Here is a 19,457-nt window from a genome sequence, read left to right as displayed (position 1 = left end):
TTCAAGTTGTTACCCTAATAATAGTTTAGGGCAATATAACAGCTGTGTTAGTATATTGTACGACTTTTGTTCAATTAATAATAATAAGTTTTATTTTTATATGTTATAAAAACTAATTTTTATTGTTTAATATGTTTCATTTATTACTAATGCTCTTGTTAATTTATTTTTGGGTTGTCTGCTTCAGTAATGATATCGCCTTTATGATTAAAGAGATTAGCATTGGTTTTAATTTTAGAGTCATTCAAATCTTTAGGAATAAGAATCTCATTATCGTGCTCGTCGCATTCAACATCACTGTCTTTATCATAAGCTAGTGGGTCAAAGTGTGGCGTGCCTTCAATTGGCTCACTCTGGGCTAGTGGCATAGTGGTCGCCGAGGTTTTTCTAAATAAACTTGATTGACTGCCTTTGACACCTTTTCCATTAGAATCGGCTTTTTTACGTGGCTCGCTATTGGCAAAAATAGCATTTAACGGTACATCTAACTGTTGCTTGGCATAAGCTTCCGTATTCTCAAAACGATTGACTAGCAAGCTAAGCCAAGGTTTTTGATCCTCTGGGCTCATCTCATCTAGCTCATCTTTGATAGGTAAAGGGTAAGGTAGCGTGCGATAAAAATCCCATAACGTCATTTTACTCAAATCTTTCTTGAGCACATAATCATCATCTTCAGTCATAGTAATTAAGTTGCTGTCTTGCAAATAATTAATATAGGTATACCATTTTGGCAACTCTTTGCGTCCTAGCACATTACGTAGCGCTTGTTCGCTTACCGCTTCCCCTTTTAAATGATGGGTATAAACGAGATTTAGCATATCGAGCAAACTTAGGAGCGGGTGGCGTGGATAGACTTCTTCAGTCTCAAAAATCGTCAAGGTATAGCTGATTTCAACGCCTAATAGGATTAAATTCCAAGACAAATATATCCATAGTAAGAAGATGGGCAGTGCCGCGAAAGCCCCATAAATCGCTTCATAACTGGTGAAGTTTGCCATTACTGTACCAAACAGATTCTTCATCAGCTCAAATACGATAGCGACAAAGAGACCGGCAATGGCAGCATTTTTCGCGGGTACGCGCGCTTTTGGGATGAACCAGTACATACCAATGAAGCCTGCGACAGTGATACCAATGGATACGGCTTGTACCCAAAAAGACCAGTCAATGCCATAACCGGCAATTTGTCGATTTAAAAAACTCAAGCTTTGCACAGCACTTGAGGCGATAAAAGCCGTACCCAAGACCAGTGGTCCTAATGTCACTATGGTCCAATAGCGCAGCATGCTTTTTATGCCGCCTGAGCGATTTTCTACTCGCCAGATTTGGTTAAAAGCGCGCTCAATAGTTGTTAATGTCATAATGGTCGTAAAAAATAACACCATCGCCCCAATGATGGTTAAATTTGATGATTTTTCAGCAAAGCTATTGATATACTCACTGACCTGCATACTTGATTGTGGTAGCAAGTTGCTGTAAATCACTTCATATATCTGTGCTCTAACGGACGCAAGTGCTGGTACCGAAGATAGAATCATCAATAGGACAGTTAGGACTGGTACAATCGACAGCATAGTCGTATAGGTCAGCGATGCGGCCTTTTGCTGGCAATTGTCTTCAAAAAAGTGTCGAGTCAAGAATCGTAAGAATTGAAACCAGCGTTGATGTAAAAACGGGATTTTTTTTGATAAATTTTCCATATCGACCATTTAGCAGGTATTTGAGTGACAGTAGTGTAACAAACATGGGCTGTTACCATCTGCGGTTTAATTGTGTCAAAATGCACAGTGGCAACCTATCTAACAGGTTATTAGCGACAAGGTGTACCAAGGCTGTTTGCATGTCAGTGAATGACTGGGGCATAATATATACCTGCATTTAGGCTATCTGTCACAGGTTGCGTATAGCTATGTAATAAGCAAAGCTTTATGCTTAAGATGTGGCTATATAGAAGCTGTTGTAGGTGATTAGAATCAACAATAATATTAATGGTTTTATGAGGAAGTATTGCTAATGAGTCAGACCGCCCCTTATGTTTTGGTGCTTTATTATTCAAATTACGGTACGACTAAGACATTGGCTTATGCTATCGCTCAAGGTATTGAGGATGCTGGTATGACAGCCCGTATCCGCACGGTACCAACGGTTGCACCCGAAACCACATCGAGCAAGCCTGCAATACCTGATGAAGGTGACTTATATTGCACCATGGACGATTTAAAAGACTGTATGGGTTTGGCGCTTGGTAGCCCGACGCACTTTGGTAATATGGCTGCCCCCATGAAATACTTTTGGGACAATACTGTTACCCTTTGGCTAGCAGGTAATCTACAGAACAAACCTGCTGCTGTATTTACTGCCACCGGCTCGATGCATGGCGGGCAGGAGACAACGTTGTTGACCATGATGTTGCCATTGATGCATCATGGCATGATCCTTGTTGGCGTGCCGTATGCTGAGCCTGCGCTCAATCGTACGCATCGTGGTGGATCGCCTTATGGTGCCAGTCACGTGAGTGGCGCGTTACATGATCAACCCGTCTCAGCTGATGAGCGCGAGTTGGCTATCGCCCAAGGTCGACGCTTGGCTATTAGTGCTACTGCATTGGCGCAAGCGAACTGGACTCGTTAAGTGGATTTTTATAGCATGCAACGTCTTATATAACGCTATTAATTAGGAAATAAGTATATCTAATGGTCACAAACCGCTCCGATAGTGAGATAAATGCAAGCGCACCAGCAAAAAAATCTGCCAAAGCTGTTAAGGGCAAAAAGCCTATTACGCCCATTCGTCAACGCCTGATGATGACTTGGCTGATTTGGTTGGTTTATAGACTGCTTGGGCTACCTATTTTTATTAGTGTTTTCAATCCCAGTAGCCCTGATATCATTGGCGGTATCGCATGGCAAGCGCTGTGGCTAATACCTGCATTTGTCTTAACGCCAGCGATACTACGTGGTCGTTCGCCGTATGTGCTATTGATAGGCAGTATGTTTACCTTGGTTTATTTGGGGGCGAGTGGTGTGGTGCTGTTTACCCGCGCTTATGGTAGCAGTTGGGCGGAGATAGTGGTTTATCTGCTTGATTTTGTCTTATTGTTGGCAATCAATGTCTGGTTATTTATTCTACTAAAACGCCTCCCTTCAATGAACAACGTCGTTAAGCAACCACGTTAATTAATTTAGCTAAGTTTAAGACATAAAAAAGCGGCACTCTATTTAGAGCGCCGCTTTTTTTTATACTATTTTTGCTTGATTCATACAGGGTTTAATTCACCTTGGTTAACTCTAAATCCATCTTTTTGCCATCATTAATTTGGCTCACTTTTACTGGTAGGTAATCTAAGCTTGGTGCTAGCCAAAAACTGGTAGAACGACTATTGTCATCGTGGATACGGTCGACACGTACGGTATCAAATGTACCCGCTGGAACGGTAATCTTGGTATTACCCGATTTTTTGAAAGGCGTTTTTTCTATTTTGTCTTTTTTCGCCATGTAATAGTTGCCAGAAAATTTATCGTTTAATAAATCTTGGCGAATTTGTACTTCCAAACTCAAATCATCAAAGGCTTGTTGTGCCATGTTCATGGTTGTCGATTTGCCTTTATAGTTACTCACCACCTTTTTACTACTTGGATTAAAGTCTAATTTGTGCGTACGGCCAACGCCTAATAGCTTATAAGTGGTGCTTGCTTGACTCGGAATGACATTATTGCCGTTGATGGTAAAAGTACTGTTTTGCGAAGCGCTTGCGACACCTGCCACCCGAGCATTGACATTATATTTCCAAGTATTACCAGCTTTTTCCAAAGTACGAGTGGCAGTACCTTTATATTTGTCTTCAACCGTAAAGCTGTAGTTGGCGCTTGAAGGTTCGATACTCTTTGCGCTGGCAAGGGTAGGTGCAGTCATACTTAAAGCTCCAATCGTAGCAATACTCGCCCCAGTGGTTAAAGCGGTTAAAAACTTAGACTGGCGGCGTTTGGTATTATCAGCATCGGTTGATGATGATTTTTGATTGTTTGATAAAAAACTCATGGATATTCCTTAATTGCTATTTATGGCATTGCTTATAACTATTATTGTAATCCCAAGAACTATAATGGTCATGGGCTGTTGCCTTTTCAAGAGTGAAGGCCGTCCCTGTGGTGTTGCTATTGTAGCCAACGTTGCTGGCTTTGAGTACGATATCATGAGACGTCACTTGCTGTAAGTTTCCTAAGAAAGGATAAGTTGATCGGTCAGTTGCAAACGATATGGGGTAGCTTAACTAATTCAATTCAGTATTGAAATTTACCTCTCAGATCGCTGATTTTAAAATTCTGCTAAAGCCTTTAATACAGTGCAATCCAATCAAATGACTTTTCATAAACGTTATTACCACCTAAATAACCCATGATATGCAAAATTCTTGTAAATTTTTGGGCTTTACACTTGAAGCTAACTCACTTTGCCCCCACTTTTTGATACAAGCTCAAAGCTTATCTTTAGAATGCTGTTTTAAGCAGTAATGCCTACAGGTATTGGTATTGAGACTATTAATTCAAATAAACCCTTACTGTAAATAACCAAATTATTGGAGACATATTGATGAATATTCGTCCTTTACATGATCGTATTGTTGTCCGCCGCATAGAAGAAGAAACAAAAACGGCTGGTGGTATCTTGCTTCCTGGTTCTGCTCAAGAAAAACCTTCACAAGGTGAAGTGCTAGCAACTGGTAACGGCCAGATTCGTGACAATGGTGAAACTCGCGCGTTAGATGTAAAAGCTGGCGACAAAGTCTTATTCGGTCAATATGCTGGTCAAACCGTGAAAGTTGACGGCGAAGAACTATTGATTATGAAAGAATCTGATGTGTTGGGTGTGCTAGAAGGTTAGTCATTTTGAGTATATTTTTATACTCAGCACATTTTTGACAATAGTTTTTGATAAGAATATATCAACTCATTTAATTGCATTCTCATACTTATAATAGTGGAGTAATTTAACATGGCAAAAGACGTGAAATTCGGCATTGATGCCCGTAAACAAATGATGGACGGCGTAAACGTTCTAGCAAACGCAGTACGCGTAACCCTAGGGCCTAAAGGTCGTAACGTGGTTATCGATAAATCTTTCGGCGCACCTACCATCACTAAAGATGGTGTATCAGTTGCCAAAGAAATCGAGCTTGAAAACAAATTTGAAAACATGGGCGCTCAATTGGTCCGTGAAGTCGCTAGCCGCACAAATGATGTCGCTGGTGATGGTACGACCACTGCTACAGTATTGGCTCAGTCAATCTTGCAAGAAGGCATGAAATCAGTTGCTGCTGGCATGAATCCAATGGATCTTAAGCGCGGTATCGACAAAGCAGTTCGCGCGGCTGTTGAGCAAATCCACCTGCTTTCTACACCAGCTGACGATTCAAAAGCAATCGCTCAAGTGGGTTCTATCTCTGCAAACTCAGACACCAAAATCGGTGACTTGATTGCGCAAGCGATGGAAAAAGTAGGCAAGCAAGGTGTTATCACGGTAGAAGAAGGTTCAAGCTTTGAAGATACCTTAGAAGTTGTCGAAGGTATGCAGTTTGACCGTGGTTATATCAGCCCGTACTTTGCCAATAAGCAAGACAGCTTAACCGCTGAGTTTGAAAACCCATACATTTTGCTTGTTGACAAAAAAATCAGCAACATCCGTGAGATTGTGCCATTACTTGAGCAAGTAATGCAGCAGAGCAAACCATTGCTAATCATCGCTGAAGACGTAGAAAACGAAGCGCTAGCGACTCTTGTTGTTAACAACATGCGCGGCGGCTTAAAAACTTGTGCGGTTAAAGCACCAGGTTTTGGTGATCGTCGTAAAGCCATGCTAGAAGATATCGCGACTCTAACTGGTGGTACTGTTATCTCTGAAGAGATCGGTCTGAGCCTAGAGACTGCGACGCTTGAGCAATTGGGTACGGCTAAGAAAGTTACTGTCGGTAAAGAAAACACCGTAATCGTTGATGGTGCTGGTAACAAAGCTGATATCGATAATCGCGTTGCGTCTATCAATCGTCAAATCGAAGAATCAACGTCTGACTACGATAAAGAAAAGCTACAAGAGCGTGTTGCGAAACTGGCAGGCGGCGTAGCAGTTATCAAAGTTGGCGCAGCGACCGAAACCGAAATGAAAGAGAAGAAAGATCGTGTTGATGATGCGCTACATGCGACTCGTGCAGCGGTTGAAGAAGGCGTTGTCCCTGGTGGCGGTGTTGCCTTAGTACGTGCAATGAATGCATTGTCTGAACTAAAAGGCGATAACGATGACCAAGATGCAGGTATCAATATCCTACGCCGCGCGATGGAAGCGCCACTACGTCAAATCGTAACCAACGCAGGCGAAGAAGCATCAGTAGTGGTTAACGAAGTGAAGAATGGTACTGGTAACTACGGTTACAATGCTGCCTCTGGTGAATACGGCGATATGCTAGAAATGGGTATCCTTGATCCAGCGAAAGTTGCTCGTTCAGCACTAGAAAACGCTGCGTCTGTTGCTGGCCTAATGCTGACTACCGAAGCCATGATTACTGACCTACCAGAAAAAGATGATGGTATGGCTGGCATGGGCGGTGCTGGTGGAATGGGCGGCATGGGTGGAATGGGCGGCATGATGTAATTTATGCTTCGACTAAATTTGTACGACGCTGTTGACCTCGTTTGATGTACGTCATGTACAACCTTCACTCGGTCGCCTAGCCGTACTGCTTTAGTCAACCCATAAAGCGCTTGAAATACCGAAAGTCCTGTTATCGTAAGATAGCAGGACTTTTTTGTGCCTGATTATTATCGTGTATTTTATTTTTATATTAGGTCGTGTCCTCAATCTGAACGAAAGTGACTAAATGGTCTAAAAATGTCCAAATTTTGCAATAAAAAAACCATGATGTTCAGTATTAAGTTTTTCACTAATATAGGTTGTGATGAATTGTGCTATATAAACTAATGTTATGTCTTAAATGTCGTATATCTATGGTTCAAAATGAGAAGTATTCAAGATAGGTTAATAAATATAGCTTAGAATTGTCTAAGTCATTCAATATATCCACCTTATCAAGGTATATGTTAATATAAGAATATATAAAAATTGACTGATACTTTACTCAAAGGGAAATTGAGCGCTTGTTGTGGCTTAGCAGTTATAAAAGCTCACGTGCAACTTAAGGTAATAGAGATGAAAAAAACTAGGCTTGGCATTCTCGTAGAAGATGAAACATTGGCATGGTATAAGTTTATGCCATTAAAATCTCTAATAGATGAAGGCGTAGTAGAGGTTTGCATTGCTGTCCAACAAGATAAAAAACAAAAATCTAATATATCGCGTTTATCGAAGATCATTCCATCTATTAATCAAAAAATATTTTCCCTTCTTTCTCGAACTAAGCGTAATGCTAAGCATTATTCTATTCATGACTTAGCGGCTAATGGGAAGATGCCTGTCATTACATCAGTACCGAAGCAAGGTAAATCTACTGACGAAATTGAAGATTCAGTGATTGCAAGACTAGAAGCTGCAAATCTAGATTATCTCATTAACATGGGCTTTCGCACCTTAACAGGGAGAATTCTAAGTGTTTCAAAAAAAGGTATTCTCTTATTTCATTATGGCGATGAAACCATACAGCGAGGTACACCTGCACTATATTGGCAATTCGCCGAAAAATGGGAAAATAGCGTCGTGACCTTACAATTACTCAGTAATCATCTTAAGGTAGATAAAGTGGTAGGAAGAGGTTATGGCACTTTATTCTATTGGGACTATAACTTAACTGCGGATAAGTTAAATGGGGTTGCAGCATCGATATTGTATTGGTATTTCCATAAAAACAAAATTGGCGTTGAGAGTGAAAGTTTGACGAATTCAATTTTTGATGGTGCGATTTATAAAGTACCCCAACAGCTAACGGCCATACGGCATTTGACGAATTTTTTTAAAAACTATACGATAAAAACTTTTTATAAGAGCCTTTATCGCAATAAATGGAGTATTTTTATTGGTTCTATTGATCAGCCGATGCAAACATACACGGAAATATTACCTGAAAAAGGCTGTTTTTGGGCTGACCCTTTTTATATTGAGCAAGACTCAAGGCGCTATATATTCTTTGAGAGCCTAAACTATAAAAAAGGTATTGGCCGCATAGAATGGGTGGAACTCGATGAGGACCATCAAGTGATCAATGCTGGACCAGTCGATTTAGGTATTAGCTCGCATCTAAGTTTTCCAAATGTATTCAAGCATAACAATGCTATATATATGATTCCAGAAGCCGCAAAGACCAATTGTATTAATCTCTTAAAAGCGACCAACTTTCCGCAGAAGTGGGAGAAAGTTCATGAGTTAGTGTCTGGGGTTCAGGCAGCGGATAGTGCGGTTATTGAGTACAATGGCTTATGGTATCTTTTTACCACACATGGCTCAATTTCAGTCCTTACGATGGATTTAGAGTTGCATATTTATACTTCTGATAAGTTGGAGTCAGATAATTGGAGTATTCACCCATGTGCGCCTCTAAAGATTGATGTGCGTGGATCACGATTAGCAGGCGCACTATTTAAGAGAGATGGCCAGCTTTTTCGTACGGCTCAGGATGGCACTATTAGGTATGGACGTAGGGTGGCTTTATATCTCGTAGAAGAGTTAACGCCGACCTCCTATAAAGAGACCTTTGTGCGTTATATTGAACCTAACTGGGAGACTGATATCGATCGTCTCCATACCTATAACGTATATGATCAAACTGTCGTACTTGATGTTTCCAGAGATAAATCGCGCTTTACCATATAGTCATTGAGACGTTTTACGGCAACCGGTGATAAAATTTTGCCAACAACCCCCGATAGGCTGAGCTTATCGGGGGTTTTCTACAAATTCAGTATAAATGTTAGTTTTACTGATCCGCCGCATCTCGTCTAAACGTCCACGTTTTATCATCAGAAGCCTTTTCACAGTAATAATACCCTGCTAAATCAAACTGCTTTAGCTGCTCTGCATTGGCCAGCTTATTATCTGCTGCGTATTTGACCATTAGGCCACGTGCTTTTTTGGCGTAAAAGCTAATCACTTTATATTGACCATTTTTTTCATCTTCAAATCGTGGCGTAATAATTTCAGCGTCTAGCCCCTTTTTCTTTATAACTTTGAAATATTCATTAGACGCAAGATTAATCAAAACCTTGTCATTACTATCTGCCACACGCGCATTAATAACGTTAGTCACTTCTTCTCCCCAAAACTCATAAAGATTATCACCACGCTCGTTTTTTAGCTTGGTGCCCATCTCTAAGCGATAAGGCTGAATCAAATCCAACGGTTTTAACACGCCATATAGCCCAGACAAAATACCCAGATGTTCATTGACATAGATGGCGGTGTCTTTATCCATATGATACATATCGAGACCGGTATAAACATCACCATCGAACAAATAGCCTGCAGGTTTGGCATTGTCTAAAGTAAATGGCTTATCTTTGCTCCAACTCCATTGTTGGTTGCGTTCAGCGTTTAGTTGCGCTAAGTCGTCAGATATGCTCATCAGTTCTTGTAAATCAATTGGTTCTTTTGATTTTAAATTTTTCATTAATGCTTGCGAATGCTCGATAAGCTCTGGCTGACTGTAGTAGTTGCCTAGGTTTACTGGCACAGCGTCTTTCTCATTTAAAGATTTGGCAGGGGAGAGTAAAAAATACATCGTCATTCCTTATTATAGTGATTCAATGGGCATTCTACTTATGTATCAAGTTTTCTTATTATACGATATGCAGCATTTTATCTTGACCTACTCATCGCTGTTTTGTGTTTTTTAACGTTACCCCTAAAAATGACAAACATTTAAGCGATTTTTAGGGGTACGAGCAGATATCTTGTCAGGCTTAGCGTTTCATTGAAAAGGGAAAATTTTTAATATAACAATAAAAGTTATGTAGATGGTGTAAATACCTAACTTTTTATTTTACTTGTGGGTCATCATTAGGCAATGAAAGTTGGCAGATGATATCTCTATAATAAAAAGGAATGATGGAAAAGTATCTATCATTTATTAAATTGATGACCTTCGGTCGTAATGTTACATTAATAATGACCAAAGGTCTTTTTGTCCCCTGTGCTTTTTAAATATGCGTTGAGGGTATTAAAGGTAGTCGTGAGACGTAAGTATAGTCATTAGACGTAAGTAAGGAGACGGTATGAAAATCGGTGTAATCAGTGCGGATATCGCGAGCGAGAGCCGTGTAGCGCTAACCCCAGATGCAGTTAAAAAATTGCGTAAGCTTGGGTTTGAAGTTGTCATACAGTCAGGTGCAGGTCAAGCAGCATATTATGCTGATGAGCTGTATCAGGCTGCAGGTGCCGACATTGCCAACAGTAGTACCGAGGTAATCACACAGTCTCGAATTATTACCACCGTCAATGACCTACCAGCGGAAGCCGTTGATGACTTGTCACATGGTCAGATTGTCATTGGCATGCTTGATCCTTATCGTAATACTCAGCTTGACACTTATGCGGCTAAAGGTACGACGGCCTTTGCAATGGAACTCTTGCCTCGCACATTGTCACGCGCACAAAATATGGATGTATTGTCATCGCAGGCTAACCTTGCCGGTTATAAAGCGGTATTGCTAGCAGCTAATGAATATTCACGTCCTTTTCCTATGTTTATGACCTCAGCAGGGACGGTCAAGCCAGCCAAAGTAGTCATATTAGGCGTTGGCGTGGCAGGTCTGCAAGCGATTGCAACGGCAAAGCGCCTAGGTGCAGTCGTTGAAGCCAGTGATTTACGTCCGACCGCTCGCGAGCAAGTGGAATCACTCGGTGGTAAATGGCTTGATGTTCCGATGAGTGCAGAGGAGGCTGAGACAGCTAAGTCCACAGGTGGTTATGCTTGGACGCCATCAGAGCAATATGTCAAAGATCAAGCGGCTGTCGTGGATAAAGCCTTGAGCAATGCTGATATCGTTATTACCACGGCACAGATTCCTGGACGTAATGCCCCACGCTTAGTACATCAGGCAACCCTTGCCAACATGAAAGCGGGTTCTGTCCTGATCGATATGGCTGCTGGAACGGGTGGCAACGTCGAAGGCAGTGTACCTAATGAGACCATCACCACGGACAATGGTGTGCGTATTGTTGGTGCTGCCAATATTCCATCAATGCTCGCCGCTCAGTCTTCAGACTTGTACGCCAATAACTTGGTTAACTTTATTACGACTTTGATTGCGTCTTCTAATGACGACGCTTCAGCAAGTGACGCATCACCTAACTTATCGCTTAACTTAGATATGGAAGACGAGATTCAGGGCGCGCTGGCAGTGACACATGACAGTCAGGTACGGCTAGCCAAACGCTAAGTTCTGGCGGCTTATCACTACAGATTTTGTCACTATATATTTGCCTTTAATGAATAAATTTTGAGGAGGATTAGATGATTGCCACTATTTTAGCTGCAGCGCCAGCCGGTGCGGCCATGAGTAGCACACCATTTGTAGCAATTTTTACGGTATTTGTGCTTGCTATTTTTGTCGGATATTACGTCGTTTGGGGCGTCACGCCGGCATTGCATACGCCATTGATGGCGGTAACCAATGCCTTATCAAGTATCGTCATCGTTGGTGCGATGCTACAGACCGTCACCATTGACGGCTCTATGTTTACACCGACCAGTTTGCTTGGTGCTTTTGCGGTATTTTTGGCTAGTATTAATATCTTTGGTGGCTTTGCCGTGACTGAACGTATGCTTGCGATGTTTAAACCTAAAGTGAAAAAAGCACCCGCTCTTGAGACGACGACTGACAATGGAGGCGACGCATGAATGATTTCTCAACAATGATTGCGGCAAATGCTGATTGGTTTTATTTAGTAGGCGCTATCCTCTTTGTATTGACCTTACGTGGTTTATCTAGTCCAAAGACCGCTATCCGTGGTAACCGTTTTGGTATGGCAGCGATGGCGATTGCTGTTGTTACGACGTTCTTTTTAGCAGAAGGCCCTGTTCTTTGGTTAATTATTGGTGCGATGGTTTTGGGTGGCCTTGTCGGTATGTGGAAAGCAAAAACAGTCGCGATGACCCAAATGCCAGAAACCGTTGCCTTGATGCATTCATTCGTCGGTTTGGCAGCGGTTGCGATTGCACTTGCGACGGTATTGCATACTGAGCAGCAGCATGGCGCCGTTGCCCGTGTTGAGCTATTTATCGGTTGCTTCATCGGTGCGATTACGTTCTCAGCTTCGGTCTTTGCCTTTGGTAAACTGGCGGCAAAAAGTTGGGCGAAAACATTGGTTGGCGGCTGGGTAAAACCTGTCCAAGCGCTACTATTCATTGCTATGATCGGCTTCGGTGGCGTATATTTCGTCACGGACTCATTACCAGCGTTTTATGCGATGGCAGTGATTGCGGTAATCTTTGGTTGGATGTGGATTGCGCCAATCGGTGGCGGTGATATGCCAGTGGTTGTATCACTATTGAACTCGTTCTCAGGTTGGGCGGCAGCAGGCATTGGTTTCACCCTTGGCAACTCGATGTTGATTATCGCGGGTTCGTTGGTCGGTTCATCAGGTGCGATCTTGTCTTACATCATGTGTAAAGCCATGAACCGTTCATTATTGAATGTATTGTTCGGTGGTATGGGTACGTCAGCTGTGGCGGCAGGTGGTGATGATGGTGCACCGAAGAACTATAAAGCTGGCTCAGCAGAAGATGCAGGTTTTTTGATGTCTAACGCCAGCAGCGTGGTCATCGTACCGGGTTATGGTATGGCACAGGGCCGAGCACAGAATGCGGTAAAAGAGCTATATGAGCTGCTAAAAGAAGAAGGTGTTAACGTTCGTTTTGCCATTCATCCAGTTGCTGGTCGTATGCCGGGCCACATGAACGTACTATTAGCTGAAGCTGACGTACCTTATGATGATATTTTAGAGATGGATGAGATCAACTCAGATTTCGCGAGTACAGATGTGGTCTTGGTTATCGGTGCAAACGATGTTGTAAACCCTTCTGCGAAAGATGATCCTACCTCCCCAATCTTTGGTATGCCGATTCTAGAAGTCAGCAAAGCCCAAACTGTGATGGTCATCAAGCGCTCAATGAGTACAGGTTATGCGGGTTTAGATAATAGCTTGTTCTATATGGACAAAACTATGATGATCTTTGGTGATGCCAAGAAAATGGTAGAAGAGATGGTACGTAGTATCAATGGTAGCGGTCATTAATAATTAAAATATGTTTTTGACTATTCGCTTTTACCTATAAGTTTTTAAACAAAGAAAGTCACTACGGTGGCTTTTTTGCGTTAAGGTATGCAGAATTTATATTGAATCATTGTTTATAGAAAATAAGTTTACACAAAATAAGCGTTAAGAGAGTTATTTATGAATATGTTGATACGTTTTTTTATTATGGTTAGCTTGCTAAAGCAACAGTTAAAACAGCAATCAGTCAGTGAGTACCTGAGTGTCGAGATGTTGACCGCTCCCGTTGTTCGTCAGTATCGTGTATTACCACATGACATGGGTTTTCGCGATCATTTGCCCAACTATCGTTATTTGTCTTTTATTGAACTCAACGTTACTCGCTGGCTGATGGCATGCTGTCATCAAAAAGGTATTAAAACATTAGGTTGGGTTATCGCCATGCAAGAGATGGTTTATCTGAAAGAAATTAAATTCTTAGATAAGATGACGGTAAATAGTACACTTGTCGGATGGGATAAAAAATACGTTTATTTTGAAACGCGCTTCTTTGTAAAAAAACAGCTGATGGGCGTTGGTATGACGAAGTTTGTATTGACCAATAAAAAAGGCAAATGTGCACCAGAGATATTGGATATGATAGGCGAGCGGCTGAATGAGGTCATTGATACTTGGAATCAGCATCAAGTGGCGATTAAATCTGCCAAATCTGCTGAGCCGACTAAAACAACAAGTGCTGCATAACGAACTTGTCTATAATCAGTGGGCGAATTTTGGTAGGATAGCGGTTATGAAGTCGCCAATCAAATCACCAGTCAAATTGACCACTGGTTCGATGACGTGTATAAAAATGATTCAAAGTTAAGGAGCCACCATGACCCCGCAAAAATTAAAATGGACAGACAGCTTAGATATCGCGATTGAGCTGTATGAGAAGTTTCCAGAGACCGATCCGCAGTACATACGTTTTACCGATTTGCATCGCTGGGTGACTGAGCTTGAAGGCTTTGATGATGATCCACAGCGCTCAAACGAAGGTATCTTAGAAGCCATTCAAATGAACTGGATTGATGAAGCAGATTAGACTAACGTTGCAACGTTAATCATTTTAAATATGATTTTAAATAAAACCAAGTAAATATATAGGATAGACGGCATCATGACTTCACAAATTAAAGAGCTATCCGAAGCGATAGTGTGCAAGGGTATCAGTGCTCGTACCACTAACAATGCAGAAATCAGCCATGACACGGCCAAATTGGGTCGATTATGGCAAAAGTTTTATCAAAACCATAAGTCGCATCTTTCTGAAGGTGAAGATATTTATGGTATCTTCCATAACTATGAGAGCGATGACTTAGTAGGCGCTTTTGATGTTGTGGCAGGTTGGAAAGTAGACAGCGAGCAAGAGCAGCAAAGCGCTGGTAATTTAGTAACGGTCAATATTCCTGCAGGGAAATATTTGGTCTTTTCTGAAGAGGGCAGAATGCCTAATACTGTGATGAATGCTTGGGAAAAGGCATGGACATACTTTAATGATCGCAGCTGTGAGCATGTAAGAACGTACAATGTTGATTTTGAGCATTATATCGGTGGCAATCTAGAGTATGGTAAAGTTGATCTCTATATTGGTATTGAGTGAAGCGAGTAAGTAGCTTAATTGACTTAAGCTGTTCAAGTCATTATCGATAAAAAATAACGACAAAAAAAGCGCCAAATCCTATTCAGATTTGGCGCTTTTTAAATGATAATTAGAAGCTAATCTAACAGTAAATTCTCTAAAATTCCCTCATAGATTTGCGCAAGCTTTCCTAGATCATCGACTTCTACTTTTTCGTCAACTTGATGAATCGTCGCATTACGTACACCCAATTCAACCACTTGTGCACCAGTCGGGGCGATAAAGCGTCCATCTGATGTGCCACCAGACGTAGATAATGTGGTATCAACATCGGTCACTGCTTTAATCGCACGCTGGCAGGCAGAAACTAATTTACCTTCAGGGGTCAGAAATGGCTGACCAGATAACTTCCAATGGATGTCATAACTGGCTTTACTGTCAGCAAAATGCTTATCAAAGATAGCGTGAGTTTTGGCTTTTAGCTCATCTTCTGTGGTTTCCGTTGAAAAGCGGAAATTGAAGATAACTTTTAACGTTTCAGGAATGACATTGGTGGCACCTGTACCGCCATTGATATTAGAGACTTGCAGGGAAGTCGCAGGAAAGTAGTCATTGCCATTATCCCAAGTAGCGGCAGTCAATTCCGCCAAAGCTGCCATCGTTGCATGAATAGGGTTGCAAGCTAAATGCGGGTAAGCAACATGACCTTGTTTGCCAGTGACCGTAAGTTCCGCACCCAATGAGCCGCGGCGACCGTTTTTAATGATATCGCCAAGCGTATCCGTGCTCGATGGTTCGCCAACGAGGCAATACGTGATTTTTTCGTTACGGGCTTCTAAGGTCTCAATGACTTTGACCGTGCCATTGATAGACGGGCCTTCTTCATCTGAGGTAATTAAAAAAGCAATAGAGCCGTTATGTTCAGGATAATTAGCGACGAAACGCTCGGCAGCGACGGTAAAAGCAGCAATCCCCGTTTTCATGTCAGCCGCACCGCGCGCCCATAGGTAACCATCAGCGATGGTTGGCGTAAATGGTGGATAAGTCCAATTGTTTTCATCACCTGTTGGCACGACGTCGGTATGACCAGCAAAACAAATGACTGGATTAGTGGTGCCACGGCGCGCCCATAAATTTTTGACTTCTGCATGTTCGCCGCTTTGATCTCTATCGCCAAAATACATAAATTCGCAGTCAAACCCAGCTTGTGATAATCGTTCTGACAAGATATCTTGGCAGCCATCATCATCTGGTGTGACGGAAGGACGTTCAAGTAGCGCAATACTTAAATCTAGTGTTTGCTGCTGATGGTTTTCTTGTTGATGGGTGCTTTGTTTATTGAAGTCCGACATGAATAAACCTTTTTATTATGAATTAAAATGATAAATTTTTAAGATTGGCAGCCACGATAAAATCAGTCATTGTTTTATACTTATTACTTACTTTTTCTGATAGCTGATGAATTTTAAATATTGTCTTCAACAAAAGGCACCAAACCATCACGGCGCATCCACGTAGCGATAGAATAACGCTGCCGATGGGCAATTTGCACTTGATGTTGTAGGTCACTGTCAAATATCACCAATCTATTGGCGACAGGCATGACGTTATGATGAACGCCATGTTTATCAATGACTTCTAGTGCGCCGCCGTCAGTTGGTTCCCATTCGTCATTGAGATAAAACACCGCAGAGATAACGCGTTCATCACGCCCAGCCGGATTGTCACTATGCCATTGGTAGCCAAACCCCACCGGATAGCAAGCGTAATGCGCTTCACTGTGGCGAATACCCGCAAATAAACTGCGATTAAACAAGGCGGCAAGCGCATTGATGCTTTGCAAATAATAATAACCTGCAAAGAAGTTTTCTGTAATCCAGCGGATGCGATCACCGCGAATATCGCTGACACGAATACCGGCCGTGAGCTCTGCGTCACGATAGTTAATAAAGCCACTCTCTGCTTGCAAGGCTAACAGCGCTTTCGTTTCAAAGACATCATCAATAATTATCCAGCCATCTTCAACGAATGTATCCAGTTGTGTATCAGTCAGCTTATCTTGCCAACTGATCTCAAAATCAGACGGTTGTAATATGTGCTGAGTCAGTGACTTTTGGCTTGGATCATCACTATGTGGAAACAATAAAGGTGGATTATCTTCTCCTATCGGATTATCAATCACCAACTTTGTCACATCAAGATTGCTAATAATCTCTGTCATTTCGTCTCACTATGGTCAGTTAGCTAGCAATACATAGCCAATCAATGCCTTTTTACCAAAACCATCGTTATCTTTTACTCTGCCTATGCTACCATAGATGTAATTTTTCTTATTTAAACTTTTGAGATTATGAACTATAAACACGCCTACCACGCTGGTAACTTTGCTGATGTGGTTAAACACATTTTATTGGTACAACTCCTTAATCAATTGGGGCAAAAAAACAAACCTTTTTATGTGCTTGATGCTTATGGTGGTCGCGGACTGTATTCACTGAGCAGTGAAGAAGCGCGCAAGACAGGTGAGGCTAAAGGTGGTATCCAAGCGTTATTAAATGCCAATACCGATAAGGCACCCGCTGCTGTCAAAGATTATATGGAAGGCATTAAGCAAGCCCGTTTCACTTATGACAATAAAGTCTATCCTGGTTCTCCTTGGTGGGTTGCCCATCATATCGAGAAAAATCCAGATGCGGGTGTGCGCGGTGAAGCTTTTGAAGCCAAAGCTAGCGAATATGATGCGCTAAATTATCAGTTGCACAAGTTACCCATTGGTATACAGCATCGTGATGCCTTTGAAGGTATTACCGCCGTTATTCCGCCAAAAGAAAAGCGTGGTCTGATTTTTCTTGATCCTCCTTATGAGCAAGAGCACAAAGATTTTACCCGTCTGATAAACCTACTCGTTGCGGCTTATAATAAATGGCCACAAGGCACTTACGCGCTTTGGTTCCCTATTAAGAACGTTGAAGCTGTTGAGCTGTTTTATAAAAAGCTCAAGCGTACTGAAATGCGCCGCCAGCTGGTCTGTGAGCTGAATATTTATCCAAATGATGTGGCGGTTGGTCTTAACGGAACAGGTTTATTGGTTATCAATCCACCTTGGCAATTTGATAATCATGCACGTGAGATATTACGTTTCTTACAGCCTGCGTTAAAAGTGGCTGATGCTCCAGACTTAACGCCTGATAGCGCAACCAATGTACGCTGGCTAGTCGGCGAATAACAATCTCTGCGAATAACAATGTCGGCAAATAAGGATATTGAGATGACTAACGTGCAATTACCTAAAGACGAATCAAATCATCCGCCCCTAAATGATGGGTTGTTGCAAGACAGTGCGGCAACACAGCCACCCTTTGTCGATGAGCACGAGTTTAATATTCGCTTAGCGGATAATGAAAATTATGATGGCTTGACCTTTGAGGTGATTGAAGCAGAAGTTGCTGAAGGGCAGAGGGTTGTAAGTCGCGGTGTCTATCTAGCGCCAAATTTGATTACAACCTTGTCACTGCTTTCCGGCTTCTATTCGATCTTGGCCAGTACGCAAGGCGAGTTTTACAAAGCGTCTCTAGCCATTTTTTTGTCCGCTATTCTTGATGGCGCTGATGGGCGGGTCGCACGTATGCTTAATGCGCAAAGCCCCTTTGGCGAGCAATATGATTCGCTTGCCGATATGCTAGCGTTTGGCGTAGCACCTGCTATTTTAATTTATAGCTTTGCTCTAGAACCACTTGGTCGTATTGGTCTTGGCTGTGCGTTTGTCTTTACCGCTTGCGGTGCTTTTCGTTTGGCACGCTTTAACGTGCAGGTTGGTATCGTCGATAAAAAATACTTCGTTGGTTTGGCAAGTCCGCTTGCCGCTATTTTGGTTACTGCGGCTGTGATGGTTGCGGTTGATCATAATGAGTGGATTGGACAGTACGATACGGCAGTTATGTTCTTATTCGCAGCTTGGGTCGTTGTTTGTGGCTTGCTGATGGTCAGTAACGTTAAATATTATAGCTTTAAAGAGTTTGATAAAAAGAAAGTCCCTTTCGTCGTTCTTATCATTGGCGTACTCGTTATGAGTATCGTGCTTTATGATATACCTGTTGGTATCTTGGCGATTGGTATTATTTATGCGTTGTCGGGTATCGTCACTACCGTTAAGACAAAAGTAAAAAGCTAACAATATTTTTGATGTATATATCAAGGCACTTACCGTCAGGTAAGTGCCTTTTTTATGCGCTCTATATAAAGAACTAGAAAAGTTACTGTAATGAAAAGGTTTAATGTGTAGGCATAAGAGCTAATTTAATGAGTTGTACAACTATAACAACGAGTTAGGTGCATAAAGTTCTGCTAATAGAAAATAACAAAGATTATTTATAGACTTTCCTTGTTTTATATATAAAACCCTCGTAGACTGCCACCCTTTTCGAAAGGCAAGTGGTTTGGAAGCTTAGATAATCAAGCTATTTCACACTAAATAGAAATTACCTCTTGACTCAAGATTTAAAGCGTCTATAATACGCCCACACAAGACGAGCTGGCAGTGATTAGTGTGTAGATTACACATAAATAACGCAGTTAACTTGAAGAAACAAATTATAAAAAAGCTTGACAATTCAAATCATTATGA

General features: G+C 41.7%; 18 protein-coding genes. 13 read left to right on the top strand and 5 right to left on the bottom strand.

The features are described from left to right. Positions 1-158: 158 nt before the first annotated feature. The gene (locus tag JFC10_RS13310) at positions 159-1,700 is read right to left on the bottom strand and encodes a YihY/virulence factor BrkB family protein (RefSeq protein WP_198333320.1); all 1,542 of its coding nucleotides are present in this window, start codon (positions 1,698-1,700) and stop codon (positions 159-161) included. A gap of 313 nt (positions 1,701-2,013) precedes the next feature. Between JFC10_RS13310 and wrbA the strand changes: the two genes are divergently transcribed. Both wrbA and JFC10_RS13300 read left to right on the top strand, forming a co-directional pair. After that, positions 2,014-2,631, top strand: coding sequence for an NAD(P)H:quinone oxidoreductase (gene wrbA / locus JFC10_RS13305; protein WP_193011513.1), 618 nt, complete (start codon positions 2,014-2,016; stop codon positions 2,629-2,631). Between the two features lie 62 nt (positions 2,632-2,693). Beyond that, complete coding sequence (locus JFC10_RS13300) at positions 2,694-3,176, top strand: hypothetical protein (RefSeq protein ID WP_198333319.1); 483 nt, start codon at positions 2,694-2,696, stop codon at positions 3,174-3,176. 91 nt (positions 3,177-3,267) lie between these two features. Here the strand turns inward: JFC10_RS13300 and JFC10_RS13295 are convergent, their stop codons facing one another. Next, positions 3,268-4,038 carry a DUF3108 domain-containing protein gene (locus JFC10_RS13295; protein ID WP_193011516.1) on the bottom strand — a complete coding sequence of 257 codons (771 nt, stop codon included), beginning with the start codon at positions 4,036-4,038 and terminating at the stop codon, positions 3,268-3,270. Between the two features lie 549 nt (positions 4,039-4,587). On the opposite strand from JFC10_RS13295, the gene JFC10_RS13290 reads away from it, so the two are divergent. The 3 genes from JFC10_RS13290 to JFC10_RS13280 all read left to right on the top strand — a co-directional run bounded on the left by JFC10_RS13290 (position 4,588) and on the right by JFC10_RS13280 (position 8,811). Continuing rightward, complete coding sequence (locus tag JFC10_RS13290; protein WP_025652227.1) at positions 4,588-4,881, top strand: co-chaperone GroES; 294 nt, start codon at positions 4,588-4,590, stop codon at positions 4,879-4,881. A gap of 111 nt (positions 4,882-4,992) precedes the next feature. Continuing rightward, on the top strand, positions 4,993-6,642 hold the full coding sequence (gene groL / locus JFC10_RS13285) for a chaperonin GroEL (protein WP_193011518.1): 1,650 nt from the start codon (positions 4,993-4,995) through the stop codon (positions 6,640-6,642). A 555-nt stretch (positions 6,643-7,197) separates the two neighbouring features. After that, the gene (locus JFC10_RS13280) at positions 7,198-8,811 is read left to right on the top strand and encodes a glucosamine inositolphosphorylceramide transferase family protein (protein WP_198333318.1); all 1,614 of its coding nucleotides are present in this window, start codon (positions 7,198-7,200) and stop codon (positions 8,809-8,811) included. 103 nt (positions 8,812-8,914) lie between these two features. Here JFC10_RS13280 and yaaA read toward each other — a convergent pair whose 3' ends face one another. Beyond that, positions 8,915-9,715 (bottom strand): peroxide stress protein YaaA, encoded by an 801-nt coding sequence (gene yaaA / locus JFC10_RS13275; RefSeq protein ID WP_198333317.1) that lies wholly within the window; start codon positions 9,713-9,715, stop codon positions 8,915-8,917. 493 nt (positions 9,716-10,208) lie between these two features. Here yaaA and JFC10_RS13270 point away from each other — a divergent pair, with 493 nt between their 5' ends. The 6 genes from JFC10_RS13270 (at position 10,209) to JFC10_RS13245 (ending at position 14,854) form a co-directional block, all read left to right on the top strand. Further along, positions 10,209-11,375: a Re/Si-specific NAD(P)(+) transhydrogenase subunit alpha gene (locus JFC10_RS13270; protein WP_198333316.1), complete on the top strand. Its 1,167-nt coding sequence runs from the start codon at positions 10,209-10,211 to the stop codon at positions 11,373-11,375. A 116-nt stretch (positions 11,376-11,491) separates the two neighbouring features. Further along, a complete protein-coding gene (locus tag JFC10_RS13265) occupies positions 11,492-11,836 on the top strand; it encodes a proton-translocating transhydrogenase family protein (protein ID WP_198333355.1) in 345 nt (114 codons plus the stop codon). Continuing rightward, on the top strand, positions 11,833-13,233 hold the full coding sequence (locus JFC10_RS13260) for an NAD(P)(+) transhydrogenase (Re/Si-specific) subunit beta (protein ID WP_406947308.1): 1,401 nt from the start codon (positions 11,833-11,835) through the stop codon (positions 13,231-13,233). The genes JFC10_RS13265 and JFC10_RS13260 overlap by 4 nt, the downstream gene beginning before the upstream one ends. Positions 13,234-13,392: 159 nt before the next feature. Then, the gene (locus JFC10_RS13255; RefSeq protein WP_198333315.1) at positions 13,393-13,956 is read left to right on the top strand and encodes an acyl-CoA thioesterase; all 564 of its coding nucleotides are present in this window, start codon (positions 13,393-13,395) and stop codon (positions 13,954-13,956) included. A gap of 130 nt (positions 13,957-14,086) precedes the next feature. Next, positions 14,087-14,296, top strand: coding sequence for a Fe-S cluster assembly protein IscX (gene iscX, locus JFC10_RS13250; protein ID WP_011279849.1), 210 nt, complete (start codon positions 14,087-14,089; stop codon positions 14,294-14,296). Positions 14,297-14,371: 75 nt separating this feature from the next. Further along, positions 14,372-14,854, top strand: coding sequence for a GyrI-like domain-containing protein (locus JFC10_RS13245; RefSeq protein WP_193011527.1), 483 nt, complete (start codon positions 14,372-14,374; stop codon positions 14,852-14,854). A gap of 116 nt (positions 14,855-14,970) precedes the next feature. Here JFC10_RS13245 and dapE read toward each other — a convergent pair whose 3' ends face one another. Beyond that, positions 14,971-16,185 carry a succinyl-diaminopimelate desuccinylase gene (gene dapE, locus JFC10_RS13240; protein ID WP_198333314.1) on the bottom strand — a complete coding sequence of 405 codons (1,215 nt, stop codon included), beginning with the start codon at positions 16,183-16,185 and terminating at the stop codon, positions 14,971-14,973. 113 nt (positions 16,186-16,298) lie between these two features. Beyond that, positions 16,299-17,054 carry a 2OG-Fe(II) oxygenase gene (locus tag JFC10_RS13235; RefSeq protein ID WP_198333313.1) on the bottom strand — a complete coding sequence of 252 codons (756 nt, stop codon included), beginning with the start codon at positions 17,052-17,054 and terminating at the stop codon, positions 16,299-16,301. 129 nt (positions 17,055-17,183) lie between these two features. Between JFC10_RS13235 and JFC10_RS13230 the strand changes: the two genes are divergently transcribed. Together JFC10_RS13230 and pssA are read left to right on the top strand one after the other, a co-directional pair. Then, entirely contained in the window at positions 17,184-18,059 is an 876-nt protein-coding gene (locus JFC10_RS13230) for a 23S rRNA (adenine(2030)-N(6))-methyltransferase RlmJ (protein ID WP_045446718.1), read from the top strand. 42 nt (positions 18,060-18,101) lie between these two features. Continuing rightward, positions 18,102-19,004: a CDP-diacylglycerol--serine O-phosphatidyltransferase gene (gene pssA / locus JFC10_RS13225; RefSeq protein ID WP_226914340.1), complete on the top strand. Its 903-nt coding sequence runs from the start codon at positions 18,102-18,104 to the stop codon at positions 19,002-19,004. Positions 19,005-19,457 lie beyond the last annotated feature (453 nt).

It is taken from the genome of Psychrobacter aquimaris (genome assembly GCF_016107525.1).
Classification (GTDB): Bacteria; Pseudomonadota; Gammaproteobacteria; order Pseudomonadales; family Moraxellaceae; genus Psychrobacter; species Psychrobacter aquimaris.
Note: the sequence above shows the minus strand (reverse complement) of the source record. Positions and strands in the feature narration are given on the sequence as shown.